Origin of the sequence: Aporhodopirellula aestuarii, assembly GCF_023701485.1 — a bacterium.
Taxonomy (GTDB): Bacteria; Planctomycetota; Planctomycetia; order Pirellulales; family Pirellulaceae; genus Rhodopirellula; species Rhodopirellula aestuarii.
The window spans coordinates 192,112-205,615 of sequence record NZ_JAMQBK010000062.1 but is presented as its reverse complement, the minus strand read 5'-3'; the positions used below and the strand labels follow the sequence as shown (position 1 = coordinate 205,615).

Here is a 13,504-nt window from a genome sequence, read left to right as displayed (position 1 = left end):
AAAGCCTTACTGGTTACCCGGTGCGATACAGGGATAGCAGCTAGTCTTCGTATTGTAACAGCAAGCGCAGCAACAGAAACACGCCCGCAAGAACCAAGACGACGAGGGCAGTATACACTCCAGCGCCGACGAAACGTGGCGTTCCCCAACCGAAGCAGACGAAACGGCGTCTCGACAGAATGAAAGGAATCACCAGGCAAGCGGCAAGTGGGATCATCAATGAAATTGAGAGCGTCAATGCGCATGTCGCGTAAAAAAATGTCATCCGGATGGGATACGAGAATGCGCCGAACCATTCGTCAATCCGCGGCGAGTCGCGGAAGGAGGGGAACAGAAGCGAAAACAGTAACGCGACCAAATAACAGAGGACGGCGGATTCAGGTACCGACACCGTCAAACTGCGAGAATCCGCGGCAGCAATGTCGCGGGTCGTTGGCGATTGGTAAGGGTTTCGGCTCAATGGGCGTGCCAGGCGGTTGATTGCACGGATTGCAGTCGGATGACAAGCACTCCTCGCCGGTTGGGGCGGTGAGAACTTGGCCCCGGCGACAACCAGTTCATTGCCATCACCGGGCAACCCCATTAGAGGGAGTGAGCATGACGACGTCCACTCTTTTTGGGGTACGCACGGTTCGGCACGGGGCCAACTGGCGGGCGGTCGGCGTATTGATTCGCGAGCGGAAAAACACTTAGGAGTCAAATTCCCAAACAGTCGGCGACCGCTCTCGAAACCGTGCCGCTCCCCAACCCGTCCGATCTCACCAGCCGGCGACGTGAACGCATGCGGGGCCTAACTCATCTAGAGACCACACATTGCGTCCGCCTAAATGAAAAACGCAACACTCAAAATCTTTTACATGACATTGCTAAATCGGCATGTCGCCTGGCTCGCGACATGTGGACCGAAAATCAACCATGGAACACATTGGGAGCCACGTTCAATTCGAAGCATCGTTCATTTCTTCGCCACCGCGAGCGAAGCGGTAGCCCAACTGCGAAGAGACCGAGTGTTGGTCAAGACGCTGGCCGGAATTTCGTAGTATGGCATTCGCCCATGTTGTTTAGCCCCAGCCTTTTCAAACTTCGCAATGTTTGAATCGTCAGCCTTTAAGTGAGCAATGCCTTCGGAAGTCACCAAAGCAAACATGGAGCCCGATTCAAATATGCCGTAGCCACCAAACATTTTGCGGCTTGTGATGTCCCCAAGTGTGGCCAATTTCTCTACCAGCATTTCGGCCGTCCCCGTTGCCGCTGGTGTCAACTTGGTATCTTTTCGTCCCATGATTCCCACCTCGCGATTGTTTAAGCGACATAACGTTTCAACCACCCTGCATCGACGAGAGACTGTCCATGAACAACGCTCAACTTTGCCGCTCGGGTGCGTTTTTGTTCGAGCAAGCTTCTCACGCCGGCCCACCGGGCTTTTCATTGGCAATCCCGCGGCTTTGTGATGCCTCGGTGACGAAGTAACGTCACCTGTGGCACGTTAATGGGCAGCGACTCGACGCTTTCCAGAGCAGATCACAAAGTAGCCAGGCGAAGCGGCATAGAGAGTAACCGGCGTTTCCCCGACACGACAATTACGCTCGGCGACTTGCAACCCAAACCGCTCTACAAACTCCTTTTCCTCAGCTTCAGAACCAAGCCAGTATTTGTAAACAACGTCGCCATCCTTGAATGCGTGACCTTGGAGCATCGATTTGTAGTCAGCGACAGTATGGAAAACGTGGAGTACTTTATGATGGAAGACTGTGAAACGGCCATTTCCACGTGTGTCCTCTTCGAGATTGACTCCACCTGCAGCGAATAGTTGCGCCGCAGCAGCCCGTGGATTCGAAGTAATTACTTCAACGAAGTTGGGAACTCGATCTATTGTCGTGCCTTTGATCTTAAGCTCGATCTCAATCAATTGTTGAGCGTTCGACACCGATGTGAACACGAACGAGGCGACGAAGAGGGCTGCGAACATCAGACAAGGATTGAACTTCACTGGGCTTCCAGTTTGTTGTTGGAATCAGGTAACACGATCAAGCTGAAGAACATTGGCGGTTACCAGACATGGGTGTTATGGTTGCAAGCAGACCAAACGATGCGTCCTCCCACTCCGCGTGCACCATGGTTCAAGTAATCCGCTATCGAAGCCGGATGGATGCTGTTTCTTGCTTGATAGTCTAGCGGATCTGTCACGTGCTGACATGTTTTCTTGTTGTTTTCTACTCACTCGACAGGCATCAACGATGGTTAACGATGCCCCCCCGCCGCTTTTAGGCGACTGTCGGATATAGCTCTGAGTCGTCAAAAGACATCTGCGATTGAGCGAGCGCCGACTCAGCCAACCCTAGATCACGAAGTCCATCGGCACCACCTCATCCCCCGTCCGCCCCCAACAAGCGTTGACGTGGGAGCAAGAACGGCCTGCCCCACGTGCAGTTGACACTGACTCGTTTGATTTCCCCGTCGTGCTGCTATCCGCGATCAAGCAGTGAGTGCCGGTGGCCTGACAGGTTGACGAGTGCCGTCCATTGGCCCGACCTGAACATCCGGTGCAGTTTTTTGTTCGCGTCCAACATTATCAGTAGCGTACGACCGATGCAACGATGGCGACGACTAAGGCTGCGGTCGGCAACACGGAGCAAGTACTGAACCACAATTTGTCAGCCAACGAAATATCCCGGCGGCATTTGCGATAAACCAGCAGACAAACGATCAAAACGGGAATCGAAAAAAGCCATGCATACACCGGTGCAATGATCACCTCGTATGCTTCCGGATTTTCAGGGTCGCCGGTCAGCAACGCGAATGCTCCCAGTGAACCTAGTAAACCTAACGGAATAAGCAGCAACGTTACGACACGCAGCGTCCAAACCAGGAAGCGAGGGTTGTCCAATGGATCGCCGTCGAACCCGGGCGGTTGTTCCTCGTCCGACGCGTTTGTGGGCGGAGCATAGGGTGACGGCGTCAAAGATAATTCCTATCGAATATTCAGCAAGGCGAACACATCAGTTACGCAACGTCCGCAATACCTGAGTCGCGGCAAGCCTTTCTCACTCGCCCAAAAGAGACGGCTCCCCGACTTCGGTTCATCGGATGGTTCCACGCGAATATTGGACTATGCGGTTGAGAGTCCGGTGCCATTGGCAGGTGAGGTGAGTTTCGTCGCGGCAAACAGTTCGCTGATTGACGTCAAGTACGACAACGCGAGCACTGCACCAGCTGTCAGTAAACCAAGGTCGCCGAACAGTCGAGCGATTCCCCATGTTAGTGACAGATTAAAAATTCCGAACCCCAAAATTTGCAATCCCCAAGCGAGCATCAGGAACGTAAACAGTTTTCTGCCCCAAGACTGAAACCGAAGCATGCCAACAAATGCGAGCAAGAACGCCGGCAGGCCAACGAAGAGAGCCAAACGTGTGGCAACGAGGTACGACGACACCAGAAGCGACGGCTCCGCATCAACGGCCGGTGCAACGTTGTATCGACGTGAAAGGATTTCCACGAGTAGCGCCGATCCAAACATGAGGACGATGGAAACCATGTTGGCGACCAAACAGAGTTTGTAGCTGCGTTTCATTGATTCGATTGGAGATACGGTTGCCATTGTGTGCTCATTTATATGGTTGGGAGATAGATTGCGTGGCCCAGTTAGAGGGAACCTAGGGCGCAACGATCCGTGAATTTTGGTTCGGGGAACGCTACCGATCAGCAGGTGGCGACAGTTGAGCATCTACCTCAACACGCCCGACTTCGCTGTTCCGGTGCATCGGATGGCTCGTCCAAAAATGAGTCAGTTGTCGTCGACGTGGACGATTTTGGGTCTTTCTTCTGAGCTGACAACAAATGTCATCATCGCCACGTCGCGGGGATCCTTCCCAGCCGCACGTGCGCGTTCCGCGAGATCTCCTTTCAGTGCCAGCTTAACAAGTACCCCTTGCTGATCGCCAATGTGTTTCCGGACGCGTGGCCACAAGTCATCAGGATAGGAGTCTTCGAGCTCATCCATGTCCGCTTTGCGAAAAAATATGATTTGCGCAAGCTCAACTGACGCTAATTTTTCCGATCGCTGCTTGTTTAGTTTCGAGACAGCAGATCCGGGCGCAAGATCGCCCTGCACGGCTTCGTCGGCCACGAAGGATCTAAACGCTCCAAGGTCATGGTTCACAAAAAGTTTGGTGACGGCTTCTAGTGCAACTGCTTGTGGTTCGGAAGCGAAGCAAGAACTTGGAAGTGAAGCGGCCAGGACTGCCAAGGCTAGAAGGAGGAAACGCATTTCGTGTACTCTCGGTTGAATGGACGAACACCAGCGATAGCCAGGTTATATGACCGTTAAGAAGGTGCGGCAAAATGCCGAAGGCAACCCCGTCGTAGCGGAGAACATGTTACTCAGGTTCATCGCAATCGTTTTCTGCTCGGTTATGGAACCCGCGTTGCTCCACCGGAGAGCGGATCAATCGAGTCGACAAAATTTGGATGGGACTTGTCCGGCCAGAATCCGATTAGTCTTGCGGGTACTGGGTGTGACGTGAAGTATATCACGACCGGACGAACCAAGAACGCCCATGAGATCATCGCGGCATGAAACGTCCAATCTGGCAGGCCAAACCGACGTTCGACAACCGCGACTCCAAACAGCACGACAGCTACAAGTATCGCTTCAGTGCTTCGGATGACCGATGGCGTCCAAAGACAAAGCAACTGCCGGCAACCGCGACAACGAGCAGGGGGAAGCAGTAACCTAACCCGATTGCACTCATGCTGACACACAGGACACAAATCGCGAGTTCGTGATGGGGCGTCGGCTCCGCGTGGGGTCTGATACGGATTCGTCATTGTGTTGAATCAAAGTCGCTAATGAGTCGCTCCCCGGTACGAATTTGAGGTCCGGCAACGGCAACTGTCACCGCGGACGGCGAGTCGATTTTCCATTTTTAAACGCGCGATGTCGTCCTCCGCGTGCACGGCATTGTTATCCGCAATTCATATCGCTGTCGAAAATGGTCAAGGTATGACGCCCAATTCAAGAAGCAACCAGAATACCGCCGCAGAAGCGAGCGTGCCGAAATTAAGAAACGTAGCGATTCGGTTCTTTTGCGTCCAGTAAAGTCTTGACGAACACGCCCATAAAACCCCCAGCCCCATAAAGCCAGCTGCCACGAAATACCCTTTGATAATTTCCACGCCAATGCCTTGACGCTGCGATATACCGAACCCTTCCGCCGCAATGAAGAGCCCGACGCAGACGCTGGCAATTCCGAATCCGCTCGCGAAAATCACCATCAAAACGGATCGGCTTCGGACATGAGAACCGGGCCCATCACAAAGCAACGTTGGTTCGTACGGGTTCGGTTCAGTCATTCACTTGTGATCTGCTAGAAAGGTCAACCAGTCGGATAACCAAGGACTTCTCACAGGTTGGGGCCGGTGACAACTTGAATCCGGGGATCTTATCGCCGGATGACCGGCCATAATAGGTCGGCTGCCATCACCAAGCATTGCTATTAGAGGGAGTGGGCACGTTGTTGTCCACTCTTTTGAGGACGCGCACAGTTCGGTTTGGTGCCAGCTTGCGGGAGGGTGAGCTTTTTAATTCGCGATTGGAAAAAAGTCCGGGACTTCAGTTCAAAATCAAGTCCGTGATCCCCCGCGAAACCGTACCGTTCCCGAGCCTGCCAGCCCTACGCAGCTGGCGAAGTGAATATAAGAGAGGCATGCCCATTGAATCGTCATATCTTCCCGCAAAATTCTTCGGGAGTACAAGTTTATCCGCATCGACCGCGCAACATCGGCCCTGGGAAAAGATGAGCCACAGAGGAAACCGAGAAGAGACATGACAGGAGTCTGTGTGACTTCTGTGCTCTCGATGGCTAAATCGACCGCTCCCACTTCGATCCCAATCCCCCAAAAATCCACGCCACCTCATGCAAACGGCTAACCATGATCAACAGCAACTCGAAGATTGGTGGGAGGATCACTGATGTAGACCAACCTTAACGCGTCGGGTCGTGGCCCCAATTCTTTAGGCTATAACACCAATCGGTTTCCGCGACATCGCCGCTGGGACGCTGGGCAGTATGCCGTTTGATGTAGCCGCAGACCTTACGCATGTGGGTAAGTTGGTCTTCCGTCAAATCGGACTTTTGGGTGCGTTTGATCTCGACGATTTTGCCCCCGGATTGGTGGCCGACGGATTCTTTCTCGCCGTCTCGGGTGTGCCCGACAGACTGCGACTGCTCGGTTTCCAACCACTCTTCGATTTCTTTGGGTTGCATGTTTACAAGCTCATAGAACTCTTGATAAGCCTCTTCATTTTTTTCATTCAGCGTTGACGACATTTGTTAGTTTCTTCTTCGTTGGGAGATTTGTTTGACGGAACCAGTCCAACATTGCTTCGTAGACGAGTTCGCGCTGCTCTTCGATGAGCAAACTATGTTTCGCATCTTCGAAAACGACTCGCGTCGCCGAGGGCATGGCCTCGATCATGCGCTGAGTTGAATCTTCGTCACAAAGTGTGTCCTGACCACCGAGAAGAAAGAGCGTCTCCTGCGAGATTTCGCTGGCGCGTTCTCGCAACTCATGACCGCTGGACATCAACGCGCCTCCGATGCCGATGGACAGTTGCTCGTGAGTGAGTGGATCATTGGCCAGTTCGCGCAACATCTCAGTGTCGGTCGTTAATTCTGTCGGTTCGATATCGGCCGAAAAACGCACTCGTGGAATGACCTTCGATGTCAACCATGCGGCAAACGCCTGAGGTTTCGTCGGCGGATTTTTCGGCAGTATCATCGGATTGGTTACGATGGCGTGACGAACAGTTGTGCCGGATTGCTGCATTAGATATCGCAGTACCAGATGCCCTCCCATGCTATGACCAAGCAACACGACCTCCGCCTCAGGCCAATTCTCTTGGGCCGACGCAACCGCGACGCCAATGTCGTCGACGAGCGTTTGCAGAGTGGGCGCATCGCCGCGGCGACCAGGACTCTTGCCGTGCCCGTGCTGGTCATAAGCAAGCGATGCCATTCCCACCGCGGACAACTGGTCAGCCAGCTCGGCATACCAACCGCTGTGCTCGCCCAATCCATGCACGATCACAACAACGCTGTCCGCGTCAACAGCACCGCTGTGGCGACAATGCAGCGTTCGTTCGTCGGGGGTAACCAAAGTGTCATCAGGCAAAATAGGCATATCGGTGACTCAAAAGCATGGCAATCGGTAAGCGGACTGACCGTGGAGGGGGGCAAACTATCGCTCTACGATCTTCTGCGGAGCAATTCGGTTCGGAATGATGCAAACGTTGTTCCAATGTCGCGTGCTTGCTCTTAAATGGTGAGACCGCTGCGCCGAATAGCATGTCTTCTTGAGCCGGTTCGCAGTCCTACCACGGACGAACTGGGCCTTTCCCGAGAATCAACGTCAGCGGATTGGTGATATCGAAGTTTCAATCAAACTCCGTCCTCGCAACCACCAACACCACCAAAAAGAGGCGTCACCCCGATGCACCACCCCAAGGGGAAGCCTCAAACGCGGTTCCAGCAGCAATCAAGACGCTCGCCGTTCCGCCGTGCGGGCCGCCAACGTTTCTGCAGGCCTACGCAGCGTCCCAGCTTTGGCACAGGTCCCGATCGGGCACGTGACCACATCGACGCAGCCTTAGCTTGGCACGGCTTGGAGTGCTTTTGCGTAGTACTCGGCTTCGGCATCGAGCCCGTTCTTTTGGCAAAACGCGAGTAACCGTTGAAAACGCTGGAGCATGTCGCAACGCGTCGACCATCCTACTTTGGCAACGCATTGCGGGCACAAGTACAACGGTCGTCGGTCGGATTCGGCAAGACTGTTCGAACCACACATGTTGCACTCGTAGGCGGTGCAGTGGGGGATCGAAAACATGTGACCAGTCTCGTGCGTCGCGATTCGCAGCGTTCTTTTGAGGCAAAGATGAAAGTCGGTTTTCGGATCACCGTTTCGATACAGCGACCAAACGCCCACGCGATCACGATAAGTGGCTTGACCGAACACGAAATTCCAATCGTCGTCAGGATACAAGTCTGACGTCATGAAACAAATCAGCGCCACTGCGTCTCTTGGTACCCGCGGCGGTAAAAGTTTTTCGAGGACGTACGTCGACCGGATCTGCGGCATTCCCCATTGCGGATGAACGCGTTTGGCCTCTGCCGGTATCACGTTATCAGTCGACAGCGTTTCCAAAGTCTCGACCCGGCAGTTGACATAGATCGCGAGAAACTCGGCACTCAATTCCACGATACGGCGTTGAGCGTCATCAAACTCGCCCATCGGCAATACGAAAAGCACGTTTCGCGTCTGCGTCAGCGTGATCGGATTCGAACGCACGTAGTGAGTGAACGTTTGCCCTTTCTCCTTGTGCGATGCCAGCCAATCACCCGGCCGCACAGGTAGCATCGCCTGATGAAGAGGGATTAACGCCTCAGACAACTGTCGAAGATTTGTCATCCGCTGGCGATCTCGTATCTCGGCCGACGATTGACCGGAAGCAGTCGTCATCGCCACCGACAAAACGAGGTGCACACCAAGTGCGGACCAGTTGGCAACGAATTTGACGTTATCCCGCATCGTCTACTTTCCTTAAAGGAGCGTGTCCCATCGCAAGCTACACATGTCCTAACTGGACAGCGTCAATATTCATGTAGCTCGGTCGGTCGGGACATTGATTGTCTTAGTGCTCTTGTTACCAGCCGGTTCGCGTCGTTCCGCTACGTTTGAAATCCCGCAGTAATTAAATCGATGTATTCCGCGACCGAGAATTGCGGTCGACACCCGCTTCCGAAGCCCCGTCGAGGCTTTGCTACGTGAACGTCGAAAACTCCAATACCGCCTGCGGGAACGTGACGTTGTCCAACGAAGTCAAGGCTTACAATCGATCGAAGAACCTGGGCAATCTCTCAATCAGTTTTCGACACAACGAGTTATACCGCGCGGCGTCTGACCGTTGTTGTTCACGATCCTTTCAGATCGACAACAGAGGCCAACCCCGGGACGCTGCCGCCCCCGACGGAAGTACGCGTCATCGATGAAGCCGCGTCGTCGAACGCGTGCTGCACCGGATTGACGTCGCCTCCGACGAGAAAGAACGAGGACACCTGTTGGGTTCGGATCGCAAGACTGCGACTGCGTCCCCCAAGCGGAGTCATCCGCACCGGTACATCGCAGCGTCCAGCACTTGTAGGCTGGGCCCGGTACGGTGAGAGTCCTGTACGCTGAGAGCCCCGCACACTGCGGGGATGAGGCAGGATTTCGCATCTCGATGGCACTCGCTAAACTGCCCAGCCGCCATTCCCAGAAAAGGTCATCCCAGCGTTTCGAGGTACCTCGGAGGAACGGCGGTTCACGAGAAAAACAATGAAATCACCCCTCCACACTGCCGCCGCTGCTTTTTTGATCACAATTTCCTGCACGGGCATTGTTTCCGCCGGCGATACCGGTTGGTCACCCGTCGTGATCGCTCGCGGAGAGTATCGCGACCAAATCAAGTCTCTACCCATCGAACAGCGGCCAAACCGACCACTGCACTTCTACGGAAACTCTGTTCGACGCAAGCACCAACGCGACACCGTCATCCCATCACGACAAACCATCGCAACCCCAACAACCGCGTTCGGATCGAGGTGGCGTCAACGTTAACACGTGACAGCCAAAATAGATTGCTGCCATCCACAGCCCTTCCGCCTCCGCGGGCCGCAGGGAGCTGGGCTTGTAACCCGCATGACCTCCGAGGCAAGGAGGCTTGGCCAGCGAGTTTTCCGGCGAGGGAATATTACGAGAACGTCACATGTTTGCCACTCGACTGCGTCGTCCCGAAGCGTGATGGACGCGCATCGCCCCCAATAACTTAATGCGCTAGTGTGAAAGCCACGAAGCAGCTCACATACAATCCAGGCCGCAAAGCAGCGAAAGCTCAGCCGCATGAAGACGTGAGAACTTGGTTCTCAAGCGGCTCAGTGCCTCGGCACCAGCCAACAACCAAAATGATCCGTCGACATGGACGACAACATGGAATCGGATTGCCCCTTTCGTTCAGGCGCAAGCCGCGCTGCGATGGACAAGTGACGTGACGCCAGGTGTGTCTTTTGGTGCTCTCGGTAACACTGCGCCAACAGCATGTGGTTTTCCGCCGTGGGCGCGAGCTCAACGAGCTGTCGGTAAGCGTGCTCTTCCATGCTCCGTTCGTTGAGCCGGCGGGCGGCGAAGCCAACTCCTTTCCACGCGCTGGCGAGACTGGCTTGTCGTCGCGGATCCGGCTTTTGAGCCTGCCAATAGTCAACCGCTGCCTGATAGGCGTCGAGGCTTTCTTGAAAACGCTCGAGTCGTTGCAAACAAAGTCCGCTGTAGTCCAAACTGATCGGTTGAAAACGCGGGCCGTGAGTCAACGGAGCGAGCAACCGTAGTGCCTCTTCGTTTCGATCGAGCTGCATTAGAATCGTTACACGACGGCCTACGTCGGAAGTCGACAGACGCTGCGATGTCGGCCCTTGCAGCGAAGCCTCAAGTTCATCCACCATCCGCGAAAGTTCGCTTTCGGCGATCGCGATCGGCTTCTGCTGAATCTTGCTTCCCGGGTTGAGTTGACCGAGCCGCGCCGCATACACACTTGCCAAAGCATAACGCCGCGTCTGCAACGCCTTCTCCAGTTCCATACGTGTGCCTTCGGCGATCGAATCGGCATACGTTGCGGGAACCATGATTGCGATGACGACGAGTGCCAGCTTTGAGCCCCAAGATTGGCCCGTAAACGGAGACAACCACGACTCCGTCGCAGTCACTCGAACCCACATCACCACCACCAGCATCACAAGGACTGCGAAAGCGGTTCGAGCAAGCGAGGACACGACCAAACTGCCGTCGTGCATCCATTCCAGCGAACTCGCCGTGTAAGCGATGATCACGGTGATCGAAGTGACCACGAACGATACCGAGACGGACTGCCATCGACTCCGCCAACTGATTCGGCAAACGATCAAAATCGACAGGGGAGCAACCGCGAGCAATGTCACCACGAGAACATCCCATCTCGCAAACAGCCGCATCACGCCGCTCGGTGTCGTCAGCAACCTGCATATCAACGCGACTGCGGAAACGGTGAACAACGCATGGACGAGCCATCGCACCTGAAAGGGATGGGGCGGTTGGTTCATGAGGCGACAGCGGTTGCCGGGGACGGCTTACTTTTTCGCGACTTCCAGATCATGCCGTCAAAGCAATAGTGCCAAAACGCGACGATCAAATTGACGAAGACCCAAAAGTCAAAGTAACCACGCGAGAGCAGGTAATTTCCGATCCCAATGACCAGCACGAAGATTGCCAAGAAGGACAACCAAACGGTAGCCAAATGCGTCAGCACATCGCTCTGTGACCTTTCGCGAGAACGATTCATCGACCATGTAACAATGGCCATGTATTCCAGCGAGTGAAAGATCGCAGATGCAAGTGCCAACTGGACTACCCACTGGTTGTTCTCGAAATGGGACGCCAATAACAGCGCGGTAAACAACATCATCACGCTGGACAGATAGGCAACGCTCGCGAGCGTCACTTCTGATTTCCAAGAGTACCGGATGATCTGACGCCCTACGAAGCCGAATGGAACAACGAGTACCAACCAATCGACCGAGCCGATCCAGTAAAATGATTCCAGCGGCCCCTCGCTCCATCCCCACCCCGCAACCCGTGCAATCACGTATAGCATGAAACCACGAAACACGATTCGTTCGACTTTTAATTTCGCCGGACTCGTTAGAATCGACTCGTCGGGACGTTTCGGTCGCGATTGACGCTGATAGATTTGAAACACGCCGTGATGCTGGGAAGCAAAGTGCCACGCGTTCCAGATGTAATCGATCGCCCCTAGACAAAGCAGCGACCCTGTCCCCATTTTGACACAGAGACATCCGATCAAGATCGCGGATCCCAATGCCAGAAACTGACGACGACGGTCATGCCCCTTGTGGTGATCAACGGCCACCAAAGCCAACGTGATCCAGCGATGAGGAGCGGTCACGAAATAGATCTGCCAAAACAACAGACTTTGATGCGTCGTCACGCCGCCCACGCGGTCAACGAGCAAGATCAACGGCCAACAAACATTGATCACAAAGAAAAGATCGATCCACGGTGAGAAGAGAAACCCCGATGCGTTTCCCTTCGCTGAAACTGCCTCGCCCCTCATTGAACTCGAATCCAGTGGTCGTGAAACGAGATCTCGCCGGCCCATTCGACCGCTGGCATGTGGCACTCGATACAGTCCCCTGACGGTTCATGAGAACAGATCGCCTTGACAATCCCTGCCGCTTCCTGTCCCGCATCATGCGCTCCATCGTGACAATTCACGCACTGGGCAATCGAACGCAAACGGTCATGTGACACGGTATCGTGGGGATCATGACAAGTCGAACACGTGAGCTGACCGTCGGACTGCAAATAACACTTGCTACGCTTGATTCCATAGGGCTGAAACCGTGCCAGCTCGAACGCCTTTGCGTCGGGGTGCACGGAATTTTCATCACGATGACAGGCCGCACAGGCGTCCATGTAGGCTTCCGCGTTTTCATATTTCAGCATCGGCTTGGCCTGTTCGGCGAACCCGTGGTGCGCAAGATCGACATGATCTTTGCGAGGCCCATGACATCGCTCGCATCCGACGTTCGCGATCACCAGCGATTGCATGATCGGAATTGACGGCGGCGCAGCGATGGTGCTGTGACATCCCAAGCACGCCCGGATGTCGGACGCATCGAGCGGCCGACCGAAACATTCGATTGAACCAGGAACAAACTCGTCAAATCGCTCATGATCAGGCGTCAGACCGACTTCAACGTGACCGGCGAAAGATGACCATCGCAGTTCAACACCCTTTTGTGTTAATTCATCGACGGCAATCGGTGTTTGAGCATGGATCCCCGAACCGACCAACCAAGTCACCGGTACCGCGATCCCGGGAGCGTTCGCCTCGTCACGGACAAGGAACGTATCCGCCGTGGCGGTGAACGTAAATTCTTGTTCACGCCGAGAATCTTTGTGCATCCCCTGCTCGGATAACTCGCTAGCCAAAATCGACTTCGTCATCAACGTCAACGTTCGCGAGTGCCCTGACCGCTGATGGGCAGCATACTCGGCGGCATGACATTCCGCACACGCTTCGTCGCCCGCGAAATTGTTTGCAACGAACTCACGCCACGCCATCAACGATTGCCGAATACGCGGCGGAAGATTCGCCTCGTGCAAACGACGATCGGGAGCAGCCGAGCGACTATCGCGACTGCTTGCGCGGGCCTCTAAGGTTGTTGCTTTCGGATCTTCGTCAATATCCAAGTGTGATATCGAAACGGAGGCAGTACCCAGGACGGCCCATGTGACCATTCCAGCCAGAAACACAGACGCGATCAGAAAGCGAAGTGAAAAAACTGTAAACGGAATGGTCGCGGACTTCTTCGACACAAATAGCAAACGGGTGTGATGAGACTGTAAGAATGCTCTC

At 54.5% G+C, this 13,504-nt stretch carries 16 protein-coding genes; 2 read left to right on the top strand and 14 right to left on the bottom strand.

Features of this window, described 5'->3' with window-relative positions; genetic code table 11:
• Positions 1-40: 40 nt before the first annotated feature.
• From NB063_RS23520 to NB063_RS23495, 6 genes are all read right to left on the bottom strand, one after another.
• The gene (locus NB063_RS23520) at positions 41-460 is read right to left on the bottom strand and encodes a hypothetical protein (protein WP_250931346.1); all 420 of its coding nucleotides are present in this window, start codon (positions 458-460) and stop codon (positions 41-43) included.
• Positions 461-955: 495 nt separating this feature from the next.
• Positions 956-1,282, bottom strand: coding sequence for a TfoX/Sxy family protein (locus tag NB063_RS23515; protein ID WP_250931345.1), 327 nt, complete (start codon positions 1,280-1,282; stop codon positions 956-958).
• Positions 1,283-1,486: 204 nt separating this feature from the next.
• Positions 1,487-1,990: a hypothetical protein gene (locus NB063_RS23510; protein ID WP_250931344.1), complete on the bottom strand. Its 504-nt coding sequence runs from the start codon at positions 1,988-1,990 to the stop codon at positions 1,487-1,489.
• A gap of 582 nt (positions 1,991-2,572) precedes the next feature.
• The gene (locus tag NB063_RS23505; RefSeq protein ID WP_250931343.1) at positions 2,573-2,962 is read right to left on the bottom strand and encodes a hypothetical protein; all 390 of its coding nucleotides are present in this window, start codon (positions 2,960-2,962) and stop codon (positions 2,573-2,575) included.
• 147 nt (positions 2,963-3,109) lie between these two features.
• Positions 3,110-3,598 carry a hypothetical protein gene (locus tag NB063_RS23500; protein ID WP_250931342.1) on the bottom strand — a complete coding sequence of 163 codons (489 nt, stop codon included), beginning with the start codon at positions 3,596-3,598 and terminating at the stop codon, positions 3,110-3,112.
• A gap of 186 nt (positions 3,599-3,784) precedes the next feature.
• On the bottom strand, positions 3,785-4,267 hold the full coding sequence (locus NB063_RS23495) for a hypothetical protein (protein ID WP_250931341.1): 483 nt from the start codon (positions 4,265-4,267) through the stop codon (positions 3,785-3,787).
• A gap of 305 nt (positions 4,268-4,572) precedes the next feature.
• On the opposite strand from NB063_RS23495, the gene NB063_RS23490 reads away from it, so the two are divergent.
• A complete protein-coding gene (locus NB063_RS23490; RefSeq protein WP_250931340.1) occupies positions 4,573-4,731 on the top strand; it encodes a hypothetical protein in 159 nt (52 codons plus the stop codon).
• A gap of 264 nt (positions 4,732-4,995) precedes the next feature.
• On the opposite strand, the gene NB063_RS23485 is transcribed toward NB063_RS23490, so the two are convergent.
• From NB063_RS23485 to NB063_RS23465, 5 genes are all read right to left on the bottom strand, one after another.
• Positions 4,996-5,274, bottom strand: a complete 279-nt coding sequence (locus NB063_RS23485) for a hypothetical protein (RefSeq protein WP_250931339.1) — start codon at positions 5,272-5,274, stop codon at positions 4,996-4,998.
• A gap of 710 nt (positions 5,275-5,984) precedes the next feature.
• Positions 5,985-6,329, bottom strand: coding sequence for a DUF3140 domain-containing protein (locus NB063_RS23480; protein WP_250931338.1), 345 nt, complete (start codon positions 6,327-6,329; stop codon positions 5,985-5,987).
• On the bottom strand, positions 6,310-7,182 hold the full coding sequence (locus NB063_RS23475; RefSeq protein WP_250931337.1) for an alpha/beta hydrolase: 873 nt from the start codon (positions 7,180-7,182) through the stop codon (positions 6,310-6,312). Before NB063_RS23475 ends, NB063_RS23480 begins: the two co-directional genes overlap by 20 nt.
• A 465-nt stretch (positions 7,183-7,647) precedes the next feature.
• Positions 7,648-8,586: an archaemetzincin gene (locus NB063_RS23470; RefSeq protein ID WP_250931336.1), complete on the bottom strand. Its 939-nt coding sequence runs from the start codon at positions 8,584-8,586 to the stop codon at positions 7,648-7,650.
• A 383-nt stretch (positions 8,587-8,969) separates the two neighbouring features.
• Positions 8,970-9,113, bottom strand: coding sequence for a hypothetical protein (locus NB063_RS23465; protein ID WP_250931335.1), 144 nt, complete (start codon positions 9,111-9,113; stop codon positions 8,970-8,972).
• 259 nt (positions 9,114-9,372) lie between these two features.
• Between NB063_RS23465 and NB063_RS23460 the strand changes: the two genes are divergently transcribed.
• Positions 9,373-9,654, top strand: coding sequence for a hypothetical protein (locus NB063_RS23460; RefSeq protein ID WP_250931334.1), 282 nt, complete (start codon positions 9,373-9,375; stop codon positions 9,652-9,654).
• A gap of 314 nt (positions 9,655-9,968) precedes the next feature.
• Here the strand turns inward: NB063_RS23460 and NB063_RS23455 are convergent, their stop codons facing one another.
• From NB063_RS23455 to NB063_RS23445, 3 genes are read right to left on the bottom strand one after another with little or no spacing between them, the layout of a single operon-like run.
• Entirely contained in the window at positions 9,969-11,165 is a 1,197-nt protein-coding gene (locus NB063_RS23455) for a tetratricopeptide repeat protein (RefSeq protein ID WP_250931333.1), read from the bottom strand.
• Positions 11,162-12,196 carry a hypothetical protein gene (locus NB063_RS23450; RefSeq protein WP_250931332.1) on the bottom strand — a complete coding sequence of 345 codons (1,035 nt, stop codon included), beginning with the start codon at positions 12,194-12,196 and terminating at the stop codon, positions 11,162-11,164. The genes NB063_RS23455 and NB063_RS23450 overlap by 4 nt, the downstream gene beginning before the upstream one ends.
• Positions 12,193-13,464 (bottom strand): multiheme c-type cytochrome, encoded by a 1,272-nt coding sequence (locus NB063_RS23445; RefSeq protein WP_250931331.1) that lies wholly within the window; start codon positions 13,462-13,464, stop codon positions 12,193-12,195. The genes NB063_RS23450 and NB063_RS23445 overlap by 4 nt, the downstream gene beginning before the upstream one ends.
• Between the last annotated feature and the right edge of the window lie 40 nt (positions 13,465-13,504).